Annotated in this window: 21 protein-coding genes and 2 pseudogenes; 12 read left to right on the top strand and 11 right to left on the bottom strand. The window is 61.5% G+C overall.

Annotation, left to right across the window (positions count from 1 at the left end; all coding sequences use genetic code 11):
- Window positions 1–37 precede the first annotated feature (37 nt).
- Window positions 38–2,212, bottom strand: a complete 2,175-nt coding sequence (locus QZ964_RS02975; protein WP_292528662.1) for a catalase — start codon at window positions 2,210–2,212, stop codon at window positions 38–40.
- Between the two features lie 304 nt (window positions 2,213–2,516).
- On the opposite strand from QZ964_RS02975, the gene QZ964_RS02980 reads away from it, so the two are divergent.
- From QZ964_RS02980 to QZ964_RS02995, 4 genes and pseudogenes are all read left to right on the top strand, one after another.
- Complete coding sequence (locus QZ964_RS02980) at window positions 2,517–3,437, top strand: HAD hydrolase family protein (RefSeq protein ID WP_292528664.1); 921 nt, start codon at window positions 2,517–2,519, stop codon at window positions 3,435–3,437.
- The gene (locus QZ964_RS02985; protein ID WP_292528665.1) at window positions 3,434–4,378 is read left to right on the top strand and encodes an aminoglycoside phosphotransferase family protein; all 945 of its coding nucleotides are present in this window, start codon (window positions 3,434–3,436) and stop codon (window positions 4,376–4,378) included. The genes QZ964_RS02980 and QZ964_RS02985 overlap by 4 nt, the downstream gene beginning before the upstream one ends.
- A 501-nt stretch (window positions 4,379–4,879) precedes the next feature.
- Window positions 4,880–5,344, top strand: a pseudogene (locus tag QZ964_RS02990) (efflux RND transporter periplasmic adaptor subunit); the annotation flags it as partial.
- 26 nt (window positions 5,345–5,370) lie between these two features.
- A pseudogene (locus QZ964_RS02995) lies at window positions 5,371–6,264 on the top strand (efflux transporter outer membrane subunit); the annotation flags it as partial.
- A gap of 49 nt (window positions 6,265–6,313) precedes the next feature.
- Here the strand turns inward: QZ964_RS02995 and QZ964_RS03000 are convergent.
- From QZ964_RS03000 to QZ964_RS03015, 4 genes are all read right to left on the bottom strand, one after another.
- Entirely contained in the window at window positions 6,314–8,023 is a 1,710-nt protein-coding gene (locus tag QZ964_RS03000; RefSeq protein ID WP_292528695.1) for a tetratricopeptide repeat protein, read from the bottom strand.
- A 336-nt stretch (window positions 8,024–8,359) separates the two neighbouring features.
- On the bottom strand, window positions 8,360–9,355 hold the full coding sequence (locus QZ964_RS03005) for a L,D-transpeptidase (protein WP_292528667.1): 996 nt from the start codon (window positions 9,353–9,355) through the stop codon (window positions 8,360–8,362).
- 564 nt (window positions 9,356–9,919) lie between these two features.
- A complete protein-coding gene (locus QZ964_RS03010) occupies window positions 9,920–10,264 on the bottom strand; it encodes a TIGR02300 family protein (RefSeq protein WP_292528669.1) in 345 nt (114 codons plus the stop codon).
- Between the two features lie 228 nt (window positions 10,265–10,492).
- On the bottom strand, window positions 10,493–10,879 hold the full coding sequence (locus QZ964_RS03015) for a hypothetical protein (protein WP_292528670.1): 387 nt from the start codon (window positions 10,877–10,879) through the stop codon (window positions 10,493–10,495).
- A 686-nt stretch (window positions 10,880–11,565) separates the two neighbouring features.
- Here QZ964_RS03015 and QZ964_RS03020 point away from each other — a divergent pair.
- Window positions 11,566–12,024, top strand: a complete 459-nt coding sequence (locus QZ964_RS03020; RefSeq protein ID WP_292528672.1) for a hypothetical protein — start codon at window positions 11,566–11,568, stop codon at window positions 12,022–12,024.
- A 123-nt stretch (window positions 12,025–12,147) separates the two neighbouring features.
- Window positions 12,148–12,309 (top strand): hypothetical protein, encoded by a 162-nt coding sequence (locus tag QZ964_RS03025; protein WP_292528673.1) that lies wholly within the window; start codon window positions 12,148–12,150, stop codon window positions 12,307–12,309.
- A gap of 290 nt (window positions 12,310–12,599) precedes the next feature.
- On the opposite strand, the gene QZ964_RS03030 is transcribed toward QZ964_RS03025, so the two are convergent.
- The 4 genes from QZ964_RS03030 to QZ964_RS03045 form a co-directional block, all read right to left on the bottom strand.
- A complete protein-coding gene (locus QZ964_RS03030; RefSeq protein ID WP_292528674.1) occupies window positions 12,600–13,499 on the bottom strand; it encodes an alpha/beta hydrolase in 900 nt (299 codons plus the stop codon).
- Window positions 13,500–13,868: 369 nt separating this feature from the next.
- Window positions 13,869–14,084, bottom strand: a complete 216-nt coding sequence (locus QZ964_RS03035) for a hypothetical protein (RefSeq protein ID WP_292528676.1) — start codon at window positions 14,082–14,084, stop codon at window positions 13,869–13,871.
- Window positions 14,085–14,211: 127 nt separating this feature from the next.
- Window positions 14,212–15,117 (bottom strand): hypothetical protein, encoded by a 906-nt coding sequence (locus QZ964_RS03040; protein WP_292528678.1) that lies wholly within the window; start codon window positions 15,115–15,117, stop codon window positions 14,212–14,214.
- Window positions 15,118–15,886: 769 nt separating this feature from the next.
- Complete coding sequence (locus QZ964_RS03045; RefSeq protein ID WP_292528680.1) at window positions 15,887–16,786, bottom strand: tRNA nucleotidyltransferase; 900 nt, start codon at window positions 16,784–16,786, stop codon at window positions 15,887–15,889.
- A gap of 111 nt (window positions 16,787–16,897) precedes the next feature.
- On the opposite strand from QZ964_RS03045, the gene QZ964_RS03050 reads away from it, so the two are divergent.
- Together QZ964_RS03050 and QZ964_RS03055 are read left to right on the top strand one after the other, a co-directional pair.
- Window positions 16,898–17,608 carry an ABC transporter substrate-binding protein gene (locus QZ964_RS03050; protein WP_292528681.1) on the top strand — a complete coding sequence of 237 codons (711 nt, stop codon included), beginning with the start codon at window positions 16,898–16,900 and terminating at the stop codon, window positions 17,606–17,608.
- On the top strand, window positions 17,593–17,964 hold the full coding sequence (locus QZ964_RS03055) for a cupin domain-containing protein (RefSeq protein WP_292528683.1): 372 nt from the start codon (window positions 17,593–17,595) through the stop codon (window positions 17,962–17,964). The genes QZ964_RS03050 and QZ964_RS03055 overlap by 16 nt, the downstream gene beginning before the upstream one ends.
- A gap of 31 nt (window positions 17,965–17,995) precedes the next feature.
- Here the strand turns inward: QZ964_RS03055 and QZ964_RS03060 are convergent, their stop codons facing one another.
- Entirely contained in the window at window positions 17,996–18,337 is a 342-nt protein-coding gene (locus tag QZ964_RS03060; protein ID WP_292528685.1) for a hypothetical protein, read from the bottom strand.
- Window positions 18,338–18,398: 61 nt separating this feature from the next.
- Window positions 18,399–19,367 (bottom strand): beta-ribofuranosylaminobenzene 5'-phosphate synthase family protein, encoded by a 969-nt coding sequence (locus QZ964_RS03065; protein ID WP_292528687.1) that lies wholly within the window; start codon window positions 19,365–19,367, stop codon window positions 18,399–18,401.
- A gap of 98 nt (window positions 19,368–19,465) precedes the next feature.
- Here QZ964_RS03065 and QZ964_RS03070 point away from each other — a divergent pair, with 98 nt between their 5' ends.
- From QZ964_RS03070 to QZ964_RS03085, 4 genes are all read left to right on the top strand, one after another.
- A complete protein-coding gene (locus QZ964_RS03070) occupies window positions 19,466–19,843 on the top strand; it encodes a 4a-hydroxytetrahydrobiopterin dehydratase (protein ID WP_292528689.1) in 378 nt (125 codons plus the stop codon).
- Between the two features lie 13 nt (window positions 19,844–19,856).
- Window positions 19,857–20,702 carry a dihydropteroate synthase gene (folP, locus tag QZ964_RS03075; protein ID WP_292528690.1) on the top strand — a complete coding sequence of 282 codons (846 nt, stop codon included), beginning with the start codon at window positions 19,857–19,859 and terminating at the stop codon, window positions 20,700–20,702.
- A gap of 4 nt (window positions 20,703–20,706) precedes the next feature.
- Complete coding sequence (gene folK, locus QZ964_RS03080; RefSeq protein WP_292528691.1) at window positions 20,707–21,186, top strand: 2-amino-4-hydroxy-6-hydroxymethyldihydropteridine diphosphokinase; 480 nt, start codon at window positions 20,707–20,709, stop codon at window positions 21,184–21,186.
- A gap of 580 nt (window positions 21,187–21,766) precedes the next feature.
- The coding region (locus QZ964_RS03085; RefSeq protein ID WP_292528692.1) for a methane monooxygenase/ammonia monooxygenase subunit C at window positions 21,767–21,959 on the top strand (193 nt) is incomplete at its 3' end.

The raw sequence follows: 21,959 nt of genomic DNA on the forward strand, positions 1-21,959 counted from the left end.
GCTGTCTGTTATGCGCGACCGTCCGCATCGGCGCGCATCAAGCGTCGAGATCGACCGTTAGCTCTCTTGGCCAGTAACGAAGTTCGGCGCAGGCTGCGACGAAGGCCGCTGCGTCCTTGCCGGACGAGAGCCGCAAGCAGCCTTCGTCCAGCGCCTCCGCGACGCCGGCTTTCTCCAGCAACGGCATGGCGGCCTCCGCAAAGCCGATGAATTTGCAATGCGCAAAAGCGTCGCTTGCGAAGTCGCGCGCGGTCGCGTCGGCGACGAGATCGGCGGCGCCGGTCTCGGAAGCGACAATGGCGACGGCGTCGTAGAGCACCGATGGACCGCCGTCGATTTTTTGCGCGGCTGCGAGCATGCCGCCGTCGTCGAGCACGACGCCGCCAACATAAGGCGCGACGATCTCGTAAACAGCGTCGGCCTTTTCAACCGATTCGATCAACGCCTTTATCAGTTTGGCGTCGGCGCCATCCGTCACCAACAGGCCGAGCTTGCGGCCTGCGAAACACTTCGGACGTTTCAAAATGCTCAGTGGGTCGGAAGGCGGAAGCTCCTGCCGTGTCGGACGCGCGGCTTTCGCCGGCTCAAGAAGCTCCAGTCGCAAGCCGTCGGCGACGCGTCTCGCGAGCGCAACGTCAACATTGAGCAGATGCGACACGACGCGCGAGCGGATGTCCGGCCGCTCGCATTTGCTCAGTTCGAAGGTAAGCGCGTCGCCGATATGTTTGCGCTCGATCGCCGTCTGGCTGATGAAGAATTGCCGCGCCTGACTGTAGTGATCGGCGAAGCTTTCGGCGCGAACTCGCGTCTTCGGTCCAGACGCTTCTTCCGGAAAGGAGATGAAGCCGCGCTCGGGATTTTCGCGCGGGCCGCCGAACGCGCCCCAGCTGTTCGGCTCGTAATTGGCGCGGCCCTTCGGGTTCTTCATCGCCATATGGCCGTCCTGCTGGAAATGCGCCATCGGGCATCGCGGCGCATTGACGGGGATATGGGTGAAGTTGGGGCTTCCCAGCCGCTTCAGTTGCGTATCGAGATAGGAGAAGTTGCGGCCTTGAAGCAGCGGATCGTCGCTGAAGTCGATGCCCGGGACGATGTTCTGCGTGCAGAAAGCGACCTGTTCTGTCTCGGCGAAGAAATTGTCGACGGTGCGATCGAGCACGAGGCGCCCGACGATTTGCACCGGAACCTGCTCTTCGGGAATGAGCTTGGTCGCGTCGAGAACGTCGAACTCGAAGCGATCGGCGAACTCGTCGTCAAAGAGCTGAACGCCGAGGTCCCATTCGGGGAAATGCCCTCCTTTGATCGCGTCCCAGAGATCGCGCCGGTGGAAATCCGGATCGGCGCCGTTGATCTTGACCGCTTCGTTCCAAAGCACTGACTGCAGCCCGAGCTTCGGCTTCCAGTGAAATTTGACGAATGTCGATTTGCCTTTTGCGTTGACGAAACGGAAACTGTGCACGCCAAAGCCTTCCATGAATCGGAAAGAGCGGGGGATGGCGCGGTCAGACATGATCCACATGATCATGTGGAAGCTTTCCGGCGAGAGCGAAACGAAGTCCCAGAAATTGTCGTGCGCCGTTTGCGCCTGCGGGAAACCGCGATCCGGCTCTGGTTTTGCCGCGTGGATCAAGTCCGGAAACTTGATGGCGTCCTGGATGAAGAAGACCGGTATGTTATTGCCGACCAGATCCCAATTGCCCTCCTTGGTGTAAAGCTTCACCGCGAAGCCTCGCACGTCGCGCGCAAGGTCGGAGGACCCTTTGCTGCCGGCCACTGTGGAGAAGCGAACGAAGACCGGCGTATGTTCGCCGACGCGCTGGAAAAGATCGGCGCGCGTCACGTCGGCAAGGGACTTCGTCAGTTCGAAATAGCCGTGCACGCCGAATCCGCGTGCGTGAACGACGCGCTCCGGGATGCGCTCGTGGTCGAAATGAAAGATCTTTTCACGAAAATGGAAATCTTCGAGCAGGCTTGGGCCGCGTGCGCCGACGCGAAGCGTATTCTGGTCGTCCGAAACGGGAATGCCCTGCTGCGTGGTGAGCGTCTCAACCTCGGCGTTGGCGGTCTGGTGCGTTTCGCCGCCGTCGCCTTGCGGTTGCCGATATGATGTCGCGGTCTCGGCAGCGCGAATGTCGGGCTGATCGGTAGGGCTCTTCGCGGCGCTAACGATTGCGGGTCCGTCGGATGACGGCGGTTTGCGCTTTGAGACCATGAAGAAACTCCGGAAAGCTGGAACGGAAAGCAGATGTCCTGAGCGAAACCTCGGGTGATCTGACTTGTTCCACGGCGCGTCAAATTCTTTGAGGACCAACAGATGCGCGTCAGTTGCGGTGCAGACGGAAACGTCAACGCTGTTCCCGGCGCCAGGCGGCGGCTGAGAGTTGAAAGCCGGACATCAGCCATTAGCTCAAGCGCTACCAAGCTCCGGTCGGGTCAAGTTTGATGAATGGAGGCCGACCACTATCTCTCTTGCTCAGGCGCCGTCGAGGCGGCAGCGACAGGCGATGGAGCGCGGAATGGCGCTTAAGGAACAGATTGACGACGAGCTTAGGGCGTTTCTGGCGGAGACCGATTTCGCCGGCGCCGGCGCGATTGTCACTGATCTCGACGGGACTGCGGTGCATGAATTTGGCGGGCGGGTCGTCATTCCCGAACCGGTTGCGTGCGGCCTGAAGCGCCTCAATGATCTTGGCCGGCCGATTGTGCTGAACACGCTGCGATTCCCGCTGAACGTGATCCGGACCTTCGGGCGCGAGTGGTATGCGATCACCAATGCGCCTCTGCCGCTCGTCTCGCTCAACGGCGGCGTCGTCGGCTATCTGAGAGAAGATGCGGCTGGAGAAATCGTGTTCGAGGAGCTCGACGCCTTTCCGCTGGAAGCTGAGGAAATTGATGAGGTGCTGACGGGCGTGCGCGGCCTGCTTGAAAATGGCGTCGATGAACTTCTGGTCTTCTACTACACGCGCGACTGGATGATCGGCGAGACGATCTGGACGCCGGTTGAGGAAAAGATCCCCCATCTTCGTGAAAAATATAAGAGCGCGTCATCCGTCGTCAGCGTGACGCTGGAAGATCTTCGCGAGTCTTTGATGGCCCAGGACATCTGCATGATCTTTCTGCTCGTCGAAGCCCCGCAGGACCAGCTGATGGCCTATCAGCATGTAAAGCGCTCAAATTTCGCGACGCGCCGCGGCGTCGACAAATTATCCGGGGTGCGCGCCATTGCGGAGCGGCTCGGCGTCGACCTGCAGGCCTCCGTCGGCTTCGGCGACACTCAAATGGATTCTTTTCTTTCCGGCGTCGGCCTCGCCGTCCATGTCGGATCGCGCGATCTGGAATATAAGGGTCTGCTGCGGACGGTGAAGATTGAAAGCTCCCAGGAGCTTGGCGAGCTACTGTTTCGCCTTGGCGGTCTGGAGAGCGAGGCGCGCCAATGAGTGCTACTCAGGACGCGCCGATCCATCCGCGCAAGGCGCGATCCTATGCAGGGAAAGTTATCGAGCATCACTTCGGATCGAAGCCCAAGCGCATCGTGGCGCGCGGCGGCGGCCTTACCAATTTCGTGTTTGAAGTCCGCCATGCGGAAGGCGATTTCATCGTCCGCATGAACACGACGCCGGACAAGCTAAAGGACTATCTCAAGGAGCAATGGGCGATCGCCAAGGCCAGCGAGGCCGGCGTGCCGACCGCGAAGATTCTGGAGGTTGGCGCCGACATCATCGGCATGCCTTACATGGTGCTTCCAAAAATCGAGGGGCAGGAGGCGACGCACCATCCCGATCGCTTCGCGATTCTGCACGAGATGGGCCGTCTGACCGCTCTCATCCACTCCATCAAAACATCGGGTTTTGGCCATACCTTCGATTGGTCGGGCAACCAGCTCTCGCGCAAAGAGACCTGGAAGGAGTATCTCCACGACGAACTGAAAGTTGAAGCGCGGCTCGACCTGCTCGATGAGCAGGACATGCTCGACGCCGGCCAGCTTAAGCGCCTGCGATCCCTTGTCCGCGAAATGGAGCGATGGGAGGAGCCGACGCCTGTCCTCAATCATGGCGACATGCGGCTAAAGAACGTCGTCGCCGACGCCTCCGGCGCGGTCGCCGCCGTGATCGACTGGGAGTGCTGCGCCTCCAATGTTGCGCCTTATTGGGATCTCTCGGTGGCGCTCCATGATCTCTCGGTCGACGCCAAGCAGGAGTTTCTGATCGGCTATGGTCTGAAAGAGGATAAGGTCCGCGAAATTGCGCCGATCATAAAGGCGATCAATATCATTAATTACGCGCCCTATGTGGAGCGGGCTGTCGCAGAGCGGGATTGGGCGCAGCTTGAACAATATCGCACGCGCCTGTCCGGCGCGCTGGACTTATATTCTCTGTGACGCTGTCAGATTTCGGACCGTGACGCGCATCGGCGTGACCTTGCCTGTCGCGGCGGCGTAACTGTCGTGCGTTGTTAATTTTCGGTCGAAGAGGCCCGGCGAGGACTGATTGACCCTGGCGCGAGCCGATGGCAACCTTGACGTGTGCCCCCCGGAACTTCGGACGCCAGCAATCAGTATTGCGCGGCGCGTATAGCAATGATCCAGAAATATTTTGTTCACAGCAACGTTATACGCGTTCACTGTCACTGTTCAGTCGCAGTTCACAGTCGTTAGAAGAATGTCTTGAGCATGTTCTGGCGCTCATGACAGAAAGCATGGCTATCCGGAGTCGGTCGGCTCGGCGGCGATCGGGAAGTGAAACAGGCGTTGGATCTCGCAAGCCGCATCTCATTAAGCCGACGCCAAATGCTCATTGCGGCATCGGCGTTTGGCGCATTGGCGCTGATCGGCGCCCTGTTTTATCGAATGAGTCCCGACGGGAGTCTTTCCCGCGAGGAGATGGGAAAGGCGTCGGATGGCCGGCGCCTCCCGCCGCTCGTGCGCAAGGGAAAAACGATATTCATTCCCGATGGCTCGCCCTATCGCGCGCATATCGTCGTCGCGCCGGTCGAAACTCGCAATCTCAGCCTCAGTCGGGTCGTGCCGGGCGCGGTCGAAGCCGATCCAGCCCGGACGGTGAGAGTGTTGGCGCCGGTCAACGGACGCGTCAGCGAACTCGACGTCGAGCTTGGCGACAATGTCAAGAGGGGCCAGCCCCTGGCGACCATTGATTCGGGCGATCTGGCGCAGGCCGTGGCCGCCGCGGAAAAGGCCCGCGCCTCGGCAAAACTGACCAAGAGCTCCCTGGATCGGGCCACCGGATTGAACAAGGCGGGCGGCCTTGCGCTGAGAGAATTGGAGCAAGCGCAGAACGACTATCTGCAGGCGACTTCGGAACTGAAGCGCGCCGAAGCCCGGCTCGACGTGATCGGCGACAACAGCAAGGTCACGCGGCCATTCAAGAGGCGTCGATCCGGGGTCAGATCGCGGCGACGAAGAACATCATCGCGATTCTCAAGGACTCGCTCGGAATCCTCAATCGACAATATTCCTTCGGCTCCATCGCCAAGGCCGATGTCGTCGCGCAGGAGGCGGCGCTCGCGCAGGCCGAGCAGGCGCTGCCGCCGCTGGAAAAGCAGCTCGCGCTCCAGCGCGACCTCCTCACCGCCCTGGCTGGCCGCTTCTCCTTTGATGAAATCGAGCAGAAATTCATCCTCGCGCGGCTGAAGCTGCCCGTGACGGTTCCGGTCAGCGTGCCCTCGATGCTGGTCGAGCAGCGTCCGGACATCCGCGCCGCCGAAGCCAATCTTCATGCCGCGACCGCGGCGGTCGGCGTCGCGCGCGCCTCTCGGTTGCCCAACATCACGCTCTCCGCCAATCTCGGCGCGAGCGCTTTTCATGTCGCGCAGCTCTTCGCGCCGGGCACGGGGTTCTATACATTGGCCGCGAATGCGGCCCAGCCGCTTTTCGACGGCATGACGCTTCTGAACAAGGAGCGTTCAGCCGTCGCCGCCCTGGAGCAGGCCGATGCTCAGTACCGCAGCACGGTGATCAACGCATTTCAGAACGTGACCGATGCGCTGCGTTCCTTGCAGTCGGACGCAAGGGCGGTCGAAACCGCGCGCAAGAGCGAAGACGCCGCGAAACGCAGCCTCGATATCGTGCGCATGCAATTGAAATATGGCCAAGTATCTCAGATCGCCGTATTTACCGCCCAGCGCATCTATTTCTCGGCGTCGCTCATGCGGGTGCAGGCCGAAGCCACGCGACTCGCCGATACGGCGGCGCTGTTCATGGCGCTCGGCGGCGGCTGGTGGAATCGCGCGCCTGACATGCCGCATTAGGGCGAGCCAGTCAGAGCTGTTGAACGACGGCGGCGAAAGGCGGCGCGGTCTAGCCGCCCGTCTTGCCGTTGTTGCCGGCGATCTCAGGCTTCTCCGCCAAGCCGTTCTTGATCTTATTGAGAATCTTCGGCAGGTCGTCGGGATCCGGATTGAGATCGCGCGCATGGTTCCACTGGAAATGCGCTTCGAGCTTGCGGCCGACGCGCCAATAGGCGTCGCCGAGATGATCGTTGATCACGGGATCGGACGGCTTCAGGTCGATCGCCTTCTCCAATTCGCGCACGGCGTCGTCATAACGCCCCAGGCGGTAATAGGCCCAGCCCAGACTGTCGACGACATAGCCGTCGCGTTGCCGCAGATCGACGGCGCGGCGCAACATCTTGAAGGCCTCGTCGAGATTGGCGCCTTTATCGACCCATGAGTAGCCGAGATAGTTCAACACCAGCGGCTGATCGGGATTGAGCTCCAAGGCCTTCTTGAGATCGGCTTCGGCCGCCGGCCAATCCTTGCGCCGTTCATTGGCGATGCCGCGATAATAGTAGAGCAGCCACTGGCTCTTGTCGGACTGCGTGCGCAGATCCAGCACGCGCGTATAGGTCGCTGCAGCGTCGGCGAAAGCCTTGCGGGAACGCTGAAGATTGCCGAGCGCGGTCAGAGCTTCCTGATTTTGCGGATTGGCGGCGACGATGGCGGATAGAGCTTCGTTCGCTTCCTTCGATTTCCCGAGAGTTTCGAGAAGCAGCGCCGCCTGCACGTCGGCGTTGACTCGCAGCGGATCGTCCTTCGCCACGCTCTGATAAAGATCGATCGCGGCCTCTTCCTGCTTCATCCGCTCATAGATGTCGCCAAGCGTGACGAGCGCGAGCGCATTTTCCGGCGCAAGATAGAGCGACAGGCGCAGGTAGATCAGCGACGCGAGTTCGTCGCCTTGACGCCCGCCGACGGCCCCGAGCCCGTAAAGCACTTCGCCGGCGCCTTCGTTGGCGCTGCGCACCAAAGGCGGCAGCGGCTTGCCCTCGCCGAGCGCCGCAAGGCTCGCGATGACGATCGGATGATTGGGTGCGACCTCGTCAAAGGCGAGGTAGAGCTTCTTGGCTTCGTCGCGCTGTCCGTGCGTCGCGAGAAAGCGCGCATAAGCATCGACGAGCCGCAGCGTGTTCTTCTCGGCGCTATAGGCCGATTTGAAGCGCTTTTCAGCCTCGGCCTTGTCGCCGCCGAGATCGGCGATCAGTCCCGCATGATAGTCGCGGAACACCAGAAAGGCGTCGTCGGTGAGCGTATCGAGCGTCGACAGCGCGCGACGCGTGTCCTTGGCGCCGGCGTAGCTCCAAGCCGTGAGCAGCGTCGAGGTGATGTCGCGGCGGCGGTCGCCGCCGCCTTTCAAAAGTTCGGCGCGCGCGGCGGCATATTTGCGATTATTGATTTGATCAACGCCGCGCGAGAGATGCGCGAGGCCGTTGGCGCGGTCATGCGCGATCACGCGGCCGGTCAGCGAGAGCGCCTCCGCCATATTGCCGTTGGCGAGCGCTGCGACGAAGGCGCGGTCGGCGAGATCGGCGTTTTTGGGATCGTCGCGCAACGCTTCTCGGAAAAACGTCGAAGCGGCGAGCGTGTCGCGCTGCGCGCCGGCGACGATCGCCGCGAGATAATTGCCCGAGAGGCTGGAGCCGACCTCAAAGGGCCGGGCGATGACAATGTTTTCACGCGCCGCGAGGCTGCTGTCGCAGGAGAGCGCGAAGGCGCCGGTTCCGGCAACCAGAGCGCATGACAGGCGCGCCAGAGCGCGTCTCGCGCGGCTGGCGGAGGACGCTGACGACAAGGCAGAATGGGGCACTGGCGCTTCCCTAAAAGGCGACGATCGCGCGAATAGGCCGCCTCCCAGGAGGGATAGCGGCCGAAAATTCAAAGTCGCGTCCAAAGATGGCCCTTTTGAGCCGCCTTCGCAAGGCGAAAGAGAAAGGGCGTGCCCGGTGGGACGGCCTTGAGCGCGACTTGGCGCATCATGCTCACTCCCCTCGCCGCGCCTCTCCCTGGACAGGCCGTCGCAGGCGGAAGAGGGGGCGGCGGCGCGCCGCCGCCTCAAGCGTGGCGCGGATCAATCATTGGTGACGATGACGAAATCCTTGCCGGAGCGGCTGTCGGGCGACAGCGGCGCGTCGGTCAGCACCATGGTCATGCCGGGATGCATGCGCGCCTGCATGGCCGAGATGAAGGACGGCTCGGCGCGAATGCGCTGAATCACGTTGGCGTCCGGCGCGATCGCCGCATCCCCCTGATGGTGCGTGATCGCGCTCCAATGCATGCCGCGCGAATCCTGGTCGGCGCCGTTCAGCACAAAGACATGCGAGCCGAGCTTGTCGCCGCCCTCGAGGCCAAGCGTCGATCTCGCGATCACATGATCGTTCTCGATCAGCTCGATCACATGATCGGCGGACGATGCCACGACGCTGGTGACGGGATAATGCTCCGACTCCGTCCAGTCGGAAGGATGCTTCTTGCCTTCGAGTCCCGAGAGCACCTGCTCGAACTCTTGTTCCGCATAGCCGCTCAGCACCATGCCCGGATGGGTCAATTCCCAGGGGTCGGTATGCGCGCCGGCGATGATGACCGGCGTGCCGATATGGGTGACGCCGAACAGCAATTCGGAGAACTTCGCCGGCAGGCGCACGCAACCATGCGACGCCGGATAACCGGGCAGATTGCCGGCGTGCAGCGCGACGCCCGACCAGGTGAGGCGGTTCATGTTGGGCATCGGCGCGTCGTCGTAAAGCGACGAGTGATGATTCCTGTCTTTCTCCAGCACGACGAAGACGCCCGTCGGCGTCGAATGTCCGGGCTTGCCGGTCGAGCAGGTGGACGCGGCGATGCGCACGCCATTGCGATAGACATGCACGCGCTGCTGGGGGATCGACACCACGACGGAGACCGGTCCCTTTGCGGCGAGTTCGGGACGCCAGATGAACTCGCCCGGCTTGAGCCGGCTCACGTCCGCCATCGTCTCGGCGCCATAGGCGCGCCGGCCGATGACGACGGCGCCCGCCCCGAGCATGGCGCAAAGAAATCCGCGGCGATTCGCTGCAATAATGGTCATGACATGGCCCCCCAAGGTCCACGAGTAACGAACCGCGGGTAGCACGAACGCTTAAGCTGGCAAAGTGCGGCGGGGCACAGCGCGACAAGCGACCAAGGCGATTCGAAAGGACGCGCTCGCGGGGACGCCGCACGCTTGAGTTACGGAAATACTTGGACGCTCGGCGGCGCCGGAGTTGCCATTTGGATCGTTCAAATTTTTCGGAGCAGCAGATTTGAAACATCACATTGTCGCGGAGCCGCTCTCATTGCGCTGATGATCGCCGCCGCCGGCGCGTCCGCTGGACCGCGTCGCAGCGAGAGCATTTTTACGCGCCGCCTTATGCAGACGCCGTTCCATTGAGTTCTGTCTTGAGAACCCATCGCTTCTGAATTGAGCTGTGCGCGCGGCTGCGGTCCTCGAAGCGCTTTCCGCCGTCCAAAAAGGACCGTTTGGCTTCGTCGCCGGTCGCGCCGCCTCTCGATGGACGAGGCGCGGAAGATCTGGATGAACAACTTTTGAATTCAGTGACGAAGGGAGGGACAAGACAACGACTCATCGCGCTTCTCGGTATGGGTGTGGCTATCAAGCAAGTTCTGTAATCTCATCCTCATTGGCGGGCAGGATGCCATCGTTCTCCCCTTCATCGGCCGGAACGACGCCGTCGTTTTCCTCTTCATTTGTCGGAACGACATCATCCTTTGGCTCCTCGCGCACCGGGTGGCTGAGATCGGCTACGTTGGCGGCTACCGGGGCTGGCCTCTTGAAAGCGTTCCAGCCACGCGCCGCCCTTGGAGGCGAACGCGGGAGCTCGATGACGACGAAGACAGCCTGGCATTTGGGACAGGCGGGAGGCGCCCGATTGAGATCAAAAAAGAGCGTCTCACATTGCAAGCATCGGCGCTTTGCGCCGAGTTCAGCTTTGGCCATGGTGGATCCTCTCACAGCTTGTGCTCTCTATTCGGCGCAGCTTGTGGTTTGACTGAAGCGCAGCCTTGTCTGCAGCGCTCTCGCCGCTAAGCGTAGGTGTGACTGCGGATTTTAGTTGGAGCGCCATGAAAGGCGCTCCCGCTAAGCGCGCAAGCGCGAGGCGTATGCGGATGATCATCGTCAAGGCTTGCGCCAAAAGAGCGGCCCAAACCCTCTCTTATTAGCAGCTCAGAATCCGGCCCTGATCGTAAAGGCGGTCTTGCCGTCACAGAGGACTTCGCCAATCAGTCCGCGAGACCTTTGATCGTCATGTGTCGGGCTGTGGCCAGACCAAACGCAGTCCTTTTTCCCGTCGCTTCGGTTGACCGTATTCACGGTGTAAACAGAGTCGTGAACTGAGCCATCAAGGGCATATGTAAGGACGGCGCCGTTATCGCGCTGCATATTCGCGTCGCCCGATATCTTGTTATTGTCGATCCGCACTGTCCAAATGCCTTGGGAGCTTTTGACGCCTGCAGGGCTTTCCTCAGTGACATTCCAGTTTTGGCTCGCCGCTAAGGCCGGCGCGCTCAGCGCGAAGAGAATTGCGACGCTTCGTAGTGAGAGTTTGAGCATGTTATCCTCCGAATGATTTATAAGAAACTTCCGGCAGCCTTTGCGGAAGCGGATTGTCGAGTCTCGTTAGGCGACAGTCGCCAATTGAGCGCCGACAAACGCCGTGATGGCGGCAGTCATAGCAGCGGCGATCAGAAGGATTGCTAAGATGGGAGCGACTGTCCTTAGCCGAAAAAATCCAAGTTCTTCAGGCGCAACAGGCAGCCCTACGGTGTCAATCTGCATGATTTGTCCTTCAAGAAATTTCGTCGCGCTCGCGAATGCAGCGCAGTGTCGATCGACGTTCTGTAGAGGAAGTCGCGCCAAGCGCTGCTTTAGCGCTCTCGGGCAAGGTCGTTCGACGGAAATCGATAGTAGTAACATAAGTAGCGCGACCTCCTAATACAAGGTGGCGCTGCAAAAGGCATTTCAACGCTCGGCTTTGTGCCGAAAACTAATTGCGGTTGTTTCTAACGCCCCAGTCGCGCGTCGCTCAGCGCAGAGGATCAATCTGGCGATTTGATCCATGCGAGCACAATTTGAAGATGACAAAGATCGCCGTAACGTCGACCGAAGACGACCGGCCGAGCAATTCGAAACGATGCGTTTGCTGGGGAAGCGCTGCATGTCGAGTTACGGAACTCACTGAGGCGCTTGCGGCGCCGGCGTTAGCATTCGGATACTTCTTTTCGCTGGGAGACGCGCAAATGAAAAAGAACATCGTCGCCGGAGCCGCCGTCATCGCCCTGGCGATCGCCGCCGCCGACGCGTCGGCCTCGACCGCGTCGCAGCGGGAATACAAGCGCGGCTACGCCGATTGCAAGGCGGGCCGCTGGGACGAAAACCAGCATGGCGTATCCTATAAGAACGGCTGTCGCGCCGCCGAGGATCAGCGCGCCGGGGCAGGGGCAGGGGGCGCCGCCAAGCCAGCTGGCGGCGGGCTACGCGGCGATACGGGCGGGCTGCGCGGCGACAAGCGGGCCTGCCTGCTGGCGGTAAAGCGGCAAACGAACAATCCGAAGGTCTTCGTGCTCAGCGTCGAAACGTCGGAAGCGAATAATAGCGTGACGATCGGCGTCGGCCCCAGTCGCGCGCCCTGGCGCTGCCTCGTCAAGCGCGGAATCGTCGCCGACGTCATGTCGCTGACCGATGAGGGGAGGCTGTGAGATTTTGATGGCCGGCGGGCAAAAAAGGTAGAGCCCTTGCCCCCCGTAAAGGAGGCTCTAACTCCATGTTACGCCTCTATCAACGAGGCGCGCAGGCCATGAATGAGACGCATGGAGGAGACGATGATATCTGCCAAGGAACACATGACAATGGCGGCTGTCGGCGCGATCGTTGGAGCCGCCATCGGCGCTGGACTAGGCGGCGTGCTGTTTGGGCTCCCGGGGATTCTCGCCACGGCTGTGCTGGCGGGAATTGGCGGCGCCTTCATCGGATCGTTTCTGTAAGCGACAAGCGACGCCGTCGCTGTCATGAGACCATAAGCGCCGCGCGAATTTGAGCGCGGCGCTGCGGCGAGGTGGCTGCATCACGTTTTTTATTCTGCGGGGTCATCGCATTCTTCGATGATGCGTAACTTGGGATTTTTTTTTCGTGCCGGCATAAAGGCCGCGCCGATCGAGGTTAGTTCGAATGGCCGCTTCTGACCCTTCTCGGACATTCCCGATACGCGGCGCGAAGGTCTCGGAGTAACCCTCTCGGGAATTGACTGTGGTCGACCCCAATCCGGTAACGGCTGCTAGCATAGCCTAGCCTGCAAAAAGGCGCCAATGCGCGCAATCGCTGCGCGCCCTTCTGATAAGATTCGCGCGAACATGGGCCAAGTGTGGAACATGTGCGGCCATATTTCGAGTTCGACATCGCTGTCGACTGCTCGCAAGCGTTCAGCCATTCGCACCGCGTCATCGCGCAGCGCTTCATCGCTTCCGACAAAAATGAGAGTCGGCGGCAGTCCCTCCGGATCGCCGTAAAGAGGAGAGGCATAGGGCGAGCGGGGATCAGCACCGGCGAGATAAAGCTCGACCGCCTTTGGCATCAACTCGACCGGCACCATCGGATCGGAAGAGCCGTATTCCGTGAGTGATTGGCCTGTGAGCGCTAGATCGGTCCACGGCGAGAGCAGGACGGCGGCGGCGGGCAAGGGCATGCCGTCATCGCGCAGACGCATCATACTTGCGAGTGCAAGCCCGCCTCCGGAGGAATCCCCGATAAACGCTATATGGCGCGGCTCGGCGAACTCCGAGATGAGCCATCGATAGGCAGCCACCACATCTTCGATTGCCGCAGGAAACGGATGCTCGGGGGCAAGCCGGTAGTCGATGCACAATACGTGTGCGCCGGTCACGTCCGCGATGCGCCAAGTAAAATCGCGAAACAGCGCTGGAAAGCCGACCAGATAGGCGCCTCCGTGCAGGTGCAGGATGTATCGGTTTGGAAGCGAGCGGGGCGTCGTGATCCGCTCGGCCTTGACACCGCCGGCGTCGAGCATGGTCAGCTTCGTTCCGCGTGGTGGTGGCGGCACGAGACGCGCGAAGCAAGCCACCTGCCGACGTTCATCCTCGACTTGATAGTACGTTGGAAACCGTGGCCGCATGAACCAAGGCAGGCAGAAGCGGATAATCTCGGCGCGTAAGCTCACTCGCTCACGCCGCTAAAGCAGTCGTTGTGACGGCACGGCCTTCGCTTGCTCGAGATGCGCATCTTCAGTTGTCAACGGTTCACGATGGCGCCCTGATCTTCCATAAAGTGCAATAACGCAGTTCGTCAGGTCGGTCGCCATCTTCATCCCGAAAGTAGTAGAGGTTCGCCTTATCGCTTTTGAGAATGAAACATCCCGTGCCAAGGCCAGGAAGCCCTCCGCACACCGCCTTAGGTCTAAATTCTTGAGGAAGCGTGGGGGGCATCCAGTCAGTTCGGACCGGAGGTGAGCCTGCCAGGGCGGTGTAGGCGTCCCAAGCTTTTATGATCCCCCAATCCAACCAATTTGAACTCGATAAGTTCCTTGTCTCTATTTTACTTTTTTCCCCTTTACAAAACTAACGTGACCTAAGCCAGTCAGTGCAGTTACTTCAGGAGGATAACAACTAAACTGCCACCATTTGCCTTCTAGGAAGCGGCGGGCCTCTGTTGCTGGAATGGCATCTTCTGCCGGAATTCCTTCACCGGCCACGGCCGGCGACACTGCAACAATTGAGATGACGGCAAGCAAATTTCGCATCCACATATGAGGCTTCCTTATGGTAGGGCTGCTGCGCTAACAGTTCACAGTCCGATACGTTGCAATGCACGGACGCTACCGAAGGCTTGACCTTTAGTCCAGGGGGAAGGAGACGGCTGCGTCTTTGATCGCATTAGAGAAATGGAATGTCGAAGACCTTCGCCGCGAGCGGTATGATTGAGGTTAGAAACGGTATGCTGTAGGCGGCGATAAATTTTCGTAGGGTATTGGCGTCGAACGGCCACACTGGCATATCGTATACCACTGAGCTGATCTTTCTTAAGCGTTCGATCAATTGTTCATCTTCCGCGGAGATCGTACCAGACTGAAAGCGCGAACGTAGATCATCTAAGTGTACCCGCATCCGTAACGCGAGCCCATCCATCAGTTTGGTTTTGTTGTTCAACATGCTCTCGCGGAATGGTAGCAAGGGACCCACGAAAACCAGAGGGCCGATAATCGAATAAGTTATGGCCGCCGCCGTGATGTATCCGCTCCATGCGTTATCAACTGTGTACCTGTAACTAACAAAACAAGCCAACAAGAGATTGAGACCAGACACCGTGATCGCATACTGGTTCCGCAGGCCGAGCCGGCCGATTGGTTCTAGTCCCCCAGCATTGTCCGGATGCAGTGGCAGCATGTCCAGTTCTGCGTGCGCGACAATATCAGACAACAAGACTATAATGGCACCCGTGCGGATTACATAAACCGCGGCTACGACAGAGAATAGAAAATCACAATAGAAGCGGATATATCCGGCGACCGACATGTGTCCTCCGGATGCGGCCCAGCTGTTTTCAGAGATATCCAGCCTGAAGCCGGCATAAACGACTGCGACTCCGGCTGCAACACCAAGCGTTTGCGCCGTTAAATTAATAATGCGAAAGCCACGACGCCAACGTTTGGCTAAGACGGTTCCGTCCGCTTCGGAAATGTTGACAGTGCCGTCAACCTGCGTTCGCCTTAGAGAATAACTAAGCACCTGTTGGTCGGATACCGCCAATAGCAGTATACTTGGAAACGTAACCAGGTACATGAATATCGTGCTGACATCATAAAAGAAGGGCAAAGTAAATGGGGGTGATGGGGTCGTCATCGATAGCCGGCTGAACCAGGGGCAGGCAACTATAACGAGTGGCAGAAAGGTGACCGCGACAGCAATGATATAAAGCACAATTGGAGTGAACGCGTCGAGGCTGAGGTCATCTAGCCATTTTACTACCCCCCGTTCGGAGCATATGAGGTACCGAACCAGCGGTCGTTTCTAATATAATCGGCGAATATGGAACTGAGCTGGTTAATGTTGTCAAATTGTCGGTCATTATAGATCCCACATATTGATCGACCTGATGCGCCGAGTAATGTCCCGTTCTATATCAGAAAGCGCCGAACAGGCGTAGCTGAGATAAACGCTAAACGGCTTTGCGGTTTGGGACAAGTTGCTGGTTGGAGGCGGCGGCGCGCGGCTTGGCGCGAACTCACGCATGCGAAGCTCTATGCCATTGACGCCAAGGGCGGCGGCCGTAGCTCGCCGATCGTCCGCAGAATATCAGCGAACAGGCCTCATGGAGTCGCCACCTCCGTCATCTGGAACGTCACGTAGTCACCGTGACTGACGGCCATCGAGGCCGATCCTTATCGGCTTCTCTTCATCGGCTTCTCTTCGAAAGTCGTCAGTGACCAATTCTTTCTCGGGTTCGGACGTCGACGGATAGGCGAATGCCTGGGCTTGAAACAATGCGGGTCTCGCGAATGACCGCTCCTGGCGCAATACGGACGTTCACTCAGGAGCGAAGCACAACTCCCTACCCCACCTCGCTCGACCACCGCTCCGAACGAAAAGCCCGCGCGATCGCTTCGGCGCGGGCGCTCTGGCGCGCCTCTAGCGAGTCGTTCTCCGCAATTTCGGCGCAGGCGTTGAGCGCGATCTCCAGCAGCGCCGCCTTGGGGTAAGTCTGCCCCTCGCGGCCGGCATGGGCGCAGAAATCGCAGGCGCAAACCATCATCAGTTCGCGAAAACGCTCCGGCGCGTCGAAAGCGCCCAAGCGTTCGAGCATCATCGCGACGGGGCCGGCGCGCATTTTCGAGACGCGATGCACGCGTTCGCATTCGGCAAGCGCCAGCAGCGCGAGAGTCCTGCATTCCGCCGGCGCGCGAAAGCGCGCGCAGATCTCCTCAATACGCGGGCGCCCGCGCTCGACATGTCGGTAATGCACCGGAAGATGTTCGCGCGGCGAATCCGACTTGCCGACATTCATCGCCAGCAGCGCGAAACGCACAGGTAACGGCGCGCCGCGTTTCGCCGCCATATCGAGCGATCTCATCAGATGCACGCCGAGATCGACTTCATCCTGCCCATCGGAAATCTGCGGCACGCCAAAGAGCGCCGCGACTTCGGGGAGGATTTCGACAAGCGCGCCGCAGTCGCGCAAAGTCTTGATCAGTTTCGACGGCGCCGGGCTCATCAACCCGCGAACCAGCTCCGGCCATATCAGTGGCGGCTGGGCGTCGACGAGATGGCCGGCCTCGACCTGTTCGAAGAGCAGATCGAGCGTTTCCTCGTCCGGACCGCCGTCCATTTCGGCGAGCAGCGCCGCCATGCGCAGCACGGCGAGGCCGGGATCGGTTTGTCCGAAGTCAAACAGGGAGTCGGGTCCAAAGGCCATGGCGAAGCCCGTCGTCGGAGGGTCCGTCGCGCGATGCAAAGGCCTTGCCGCCCGTCTCCGCTTCGGCGTCGCGGCCCCGGGCCGGCGCCGGCTTGTCTCGCGACAGTCGGCTTGTTACCCGTGACATGAGCCGCTCGGGCAGGTCATTCTATGGGCGTCAGCACAATCATCCCCGGCGTCCTCTCGGTCGGCTCGGCGTTGCCCGATCCCCCGTTCGAGTTCATCGACGGCGATGAAGCGCGCGGCTTTGACGTCGAGCTCATGCAGGCGATCGCCGCAGAGCTCGGTCTCGACTGGCGGCTCGTTCCCTATAACGGCGCGGATTTCAACGGCGTCTTCGCGGGCCTGACCAAGGGCGCGTGGGACTGCGTCGCGTCGGGCGCGACGATCACGCCCGAGCGCGAGCGTTTGGCGTCGTTTTGCGCGCCCTACGTCCGCTCCGGACAAAGCCTGGTCTGCAATATCGAGGCGACCCCGCATGTGCGCTCGATAGACGACCTGCGTGGGATGATCCTCGGGGTGCAGCAGGGCAACACATCGGAGCCGGTGGCGCATCGTCTCAAGGATGAGGGGCGGATCGCCGAGGTGCGGACCTATGCCTATCACGACATCGGCGCGATGCTGGACGATCTCTCCGCTGGCAAAATCGGCGGCGTCATGAAGCTTGCGCCGGTCATGCGCTGGATGATCAGACATCGGCCCCGGCTCCGTGTGGTGCAGGAGCGGATCACCGAGGAAGCGCTGGGCGTCGCGGTTCGCCTTGGCGACGACGCGCTGCGCGCGGCGGTGAACGGCGCGCAGGCGCAGCTGCAGGACCGCGGCGCGCTGGCGCGATTGGTGACGAAATGGCTCCAGGCGTAATCGGCTGCATCCGGCTCTTCACAGGGGCTGATGGCCGCTCTCACATCGAACATGTGGACGTTCCGCTCGGGGCGGCGCATCGCGTCAAATCGGCGCGCTTCGAGGAGACCGCGGCCGGCTCCGCGCTCGACTGGCATACCGCGCCATGCGCGCAATTCGTCATCACGCTCACCGGCACGCTGGAGTTCGCGACGCGCGACGGCGAGACCTTTATCTTGCGCCCAGGGGATATTCTGCTCGCCGCCGATACGACCGGAACCGGACATCGCTGGCGGCTCATCGACGATCAGCCGTGGCGACGCGTATATATCGAACTCGCCGACCCCGTTCCTCCGGCAGCAAACGCGATCTCCTAGAGGGCCCGAGCTTTACAGACGGACCCGCCGCTTAGCGGGCGGGTTTCGCCGGCGCGTCGGGTCTCGCGACGCTCGCCGCCTTGCGCCGGTTTTCGGCGGCCGCCGCTTCGAGTCCGGCGCCCATGGCGCGCAGGTCGGCGGCGGATTTGCGTTTGGGGTCCTTCTGAGGCGCCGGGTCAAAAGGGCGATAGCCCATATGCTCGGGCCGCGACTCGCGCACGAAATCGGCCGCCGGCCGAGGCGGGGCGCGAAATCCGGTCGCCTCGAACAGCCGCCCGATGAATTCGCCGCCGCTTGAGGGCGCCTCCTGGGCCAGGGCGGCGTGTGCGGCCAGGGTGACAATCAGAGCGAGGGCGATGCGCGCAAGGGTCATCGCGCGAAGGGGCCATAAAAATGCGGCGCCAGTAGGTCGGGGAACTCTCGGAGAGCGCGCTCTACGCGATCTGCGCGTAAACCGCGTCGATCTTCGCGCCGCGGTTGAGCCCTCGATGGATCGAGATGTCGAGCCCCTCTTGGCGGGCCTGCGCGCCGTGGCGCCCGAGGAGGCGCCGCGCCGCCGCGTCGCTGTCGACGAACACGAAGCCTGTCGGTCCCCACGAGGTCTGACCGCCGCCGGTCGCGCCATCGGCGAGGAGCCGCGCCACCGTCGCTTCGACTTTCGCGCTGGTGAAGCGGCGCCCGCCCTGCGCCGGCGCGAAATGATCGCCGACAAGCTCTTGAATGCGCGTCACCGCCGCGCCGAAAGGCGAGAGTTCGGCTTCGGCCAGCGCCGGCAGGATCTGCATCAGCACCAGCCGGCAGACCTCGCCGCTCGTCGCCGCGTCAAACGGCGGCAGTTCGGCGAAGGCGTCGTGCTCATCGGCGCCATGCAGGCCGACAGCGTCGGGATCGCAGATCAGCAGCACGCGCCAGGCGTCGGGAAATTCGGCGCGGGCGACGACAGGCGGCGTCGACGTGTGCGCGCCGCGGCCGCCGTCGACGACGACGCCGCCGAACTGAAACAGCCCGGCGCCGAGTCCCGAGCGCGCGCCGCGCGCCATCAGCGCCGCGTCGGCGGTCGGGTCATACGGCAAATCTTCGAGACGGCGCAGCGCCGCGCTCACCGCGAGCGCAAGCTGGGTGCCGGAGCCCAGACCCGCATGGGCGGGAATCGCTTCCTCGATCGCAAGCCGGTGTCGGCGCGTGACGCCGAGCCTCTTCTGCGCGCGCTCCAGGAGAGCGGCGGCGCGGGCGCTTTCGGGACCTTCGACCGCATTCTTGTCGGCGTGCGTCAGCGCCAGCCGCGTCGCCGGCGCGTCGAGCGCGAGGCCGACGCCGCCGAACTTGCGTCCGAGCCCGCCGTTCATGTCGAGAAAACCCAAATGCAGCCGCGCGCTCGCCGCGACGCTCACACTAGCCGGCATAGCGCCTCTTTGGTGGGACTGAAACTTCGGATCGGTTTAGGCTATAACGCGTCTCAACGAAAGAATGTTGCGTCGCAATGTGCAGGAGGGACAGGGTCATGGCCAAGGAGGAGCGCGCCTATTCCGAGGAGGAGATTGCTGCGCGGCTGAAGAGCGAACTGCCGCACTGGCGCTACGAGAACGGTTGGATCAGGCGCAAGTTCAAGACTCACAGCTGGAAGGGCACGCTGATGGTCGTCAACACCGTCGGTCATCTCGCCGAGGCCGCCTGGCACCACCCCGACATCGCCGCCTCTTACGCCTGGGTCGAGGTGAAGCTTCAGACCCATACCGCGAAAGGGATCACCGACAAGGATTTCGAACTCGCCAGGAAAATCGAGGAAGTCGTTTCCTGGCGTCCTGGCAAGGCCGGCGGCGCGCTCGAAGGCACGCCCGAGACCGACCAGCGCTTCGCCTATGTGAAATACGACGACTGACGGGACTTGGCGCTTGGCTTTCGATTTTGCGGCGATCGCGAAGGCGCGCGATCGCTTTCTTTCGCTGATCGGGACGCGCCCGGTCATCATGGGGATCGTCAACGTCACGCCGGATTCCTTTTCGGACGGCGGGCTGTTCGTCGCCCGCGAGGCGGCGCTGGCGCAAGCGAAAAAGCTCGTCGCTGACGGCGCCGACATCGTCGACGTTGGCGCCGAGTCGACGCGTCCCGGCCATACGCCGCTCACCGCGGATGAGGAGTGGGCGCGGCTCGCGCCGCTGCTCGCGACCCTCGTCGCAGAGGCGGGCGCGCCGGTGTCGATCGACACCTACAAGGCCGAGACGGCGCGGCGCGCGCTCGGCCTCGGCGTTTGCCTCGTCAATGACGTCTGGGGCCTGCAACGCGATCCCGAGATGGCGCAAACAATCGCCGAATCCGGCGCGGCCGTCGTGATCATGCATAACCGCGAGACCACCGACCCGGGGCTCGACATTGTCGCCGACATGAAGCGGTTCTTTGCCCGCTCGCTCGATATCGCCCGGCGCGCCGGCGTTTCTGAGCGGCATATTCTGCTTGATCCGGGAGTGGGCTTCGGCAAGAGCCGCGAACAGAACTATGAAGCGCTGCGCGCCATCCCGGAGTTGCTGGCGCTCGGTTTTCCGCTGCTTGTCGGCGTCTCGCGCAAATCGCTGTTCAAGGGCCTCGACGACGGCGTTCTTGAGGGACGGCTCGTCGGCACGCTGGCGGCCAATCTGCTCGCCGCGCGCGACGGCGCGCAGGCGTTTCGCGTGCATGACGCGGCCGAGCATCGCGCGGCGTTCGAGGTGCTGCGCATACTCTCCGCGCGCCCGGGAGGTTGAGACGATGCGGGTGGGATTCGGGCTGGGCAGCAATCTCGGCGACAAGCCGCAAAACATTCGCGCAGCGCTGAGTCTCATCGAGGCGCGCGGACTGGCGCGGCTCGACGCGGTTTCGCAAATCTACCGCACGCCGCCCTGGGGCGATCTCGACCAGGGCGATTTCGCCAACGCCTGCGCCATCGGCGACACGGCGCTTAGACCATACGAACTGCTTGCGGCCGTCAAAAAGATCGAAGCCGACATGGGCCGCGCGCCGACGCGGCGCTGGGGGCCGCGGCTGATCGACGTCGATATTCTCTTCCTCGGCGACCACGCGATCGACGATCCTGAGCTGACCTTGCCGCATCGGGAGCTGTTCCGCCGCGGCTTCGTTCTCGCGCCGCTCGCCGAGATCGCGCCGGACCTCGAATTGGATGGAGTCTCGGTGCGCGCGGCGCTTGCCGGCGCAGACGCGACGGGCGTGCGTCCGTGGTCTGACGGTTAGCCGCCCACCCCTGATGGTTGTCGCGCCTTGCGATGCAGCAAAATCCGCCTCGCCCTTGCGTCCAAAGGTGATGTGGATAGATATTTTGTAATCATTACAATAATATCATGAATTGGGTGCGGCGCGACACGCTGTCGCGGAAAGCCTCCCTAGGGTAGGCATGAACCTACCCTATATGGTTGTATTGGCTATTCGATAGATTGTATTGCTCTATACCAAGGGGTATTGTGTGGCGTTGGGGTTATTGGAATTGTTGCGGCACGCTGAGCTGGGTCTGCGGTTCCGTTCGAAGATGGGCGGGGCGGATGATTTTGGCTTAGGCGGCGACGTCGGTGTTCGTCCGATAACAACAAGCAGCTGGGTTCTGGGGATTTGGGGAAGCGCTTCGCTTTGGGCGAGGTTTTTTTCGGAATTTCTGGGAAGGCTGCGAGAGAGACAAGGGCGGGTTTGCGTGTTTTTAGCAAGAAGACGCGCTTTCGCTTTGCTTGAAAGAAACGAGGACGAAGCGGCTCCGTTGTGGGAGGCGGAGCGATACCGGTCACGCGCAATTCCCTGGGAGCACATTAGGAGGAGATAAGGTATGAGCTCGACGACTGACACAGCGGCCCGGGCTGCTGCTGGCACGGAAGCTGTAGTAGACCTTAAGGGCATGTGGATCGGCTTGGCCGTTTTGAACGGCTTTTACCTTGTGGTCCGGATTTACGAGCAGATTTTTGGCTGGCGCGCCGGCCTTGATTCGTTTGCTCCGGAATTCCAGACCTATTGGATGTCGA

Source organism: Methylocystis sp. (assembly GCF_021731785.1).
Taxonomy (GTDB): Bacteria; Pseudomonadota; Alphaproteobacteria; order Rhizobiales; family Beijerinckiaceae; genus Methylocystis.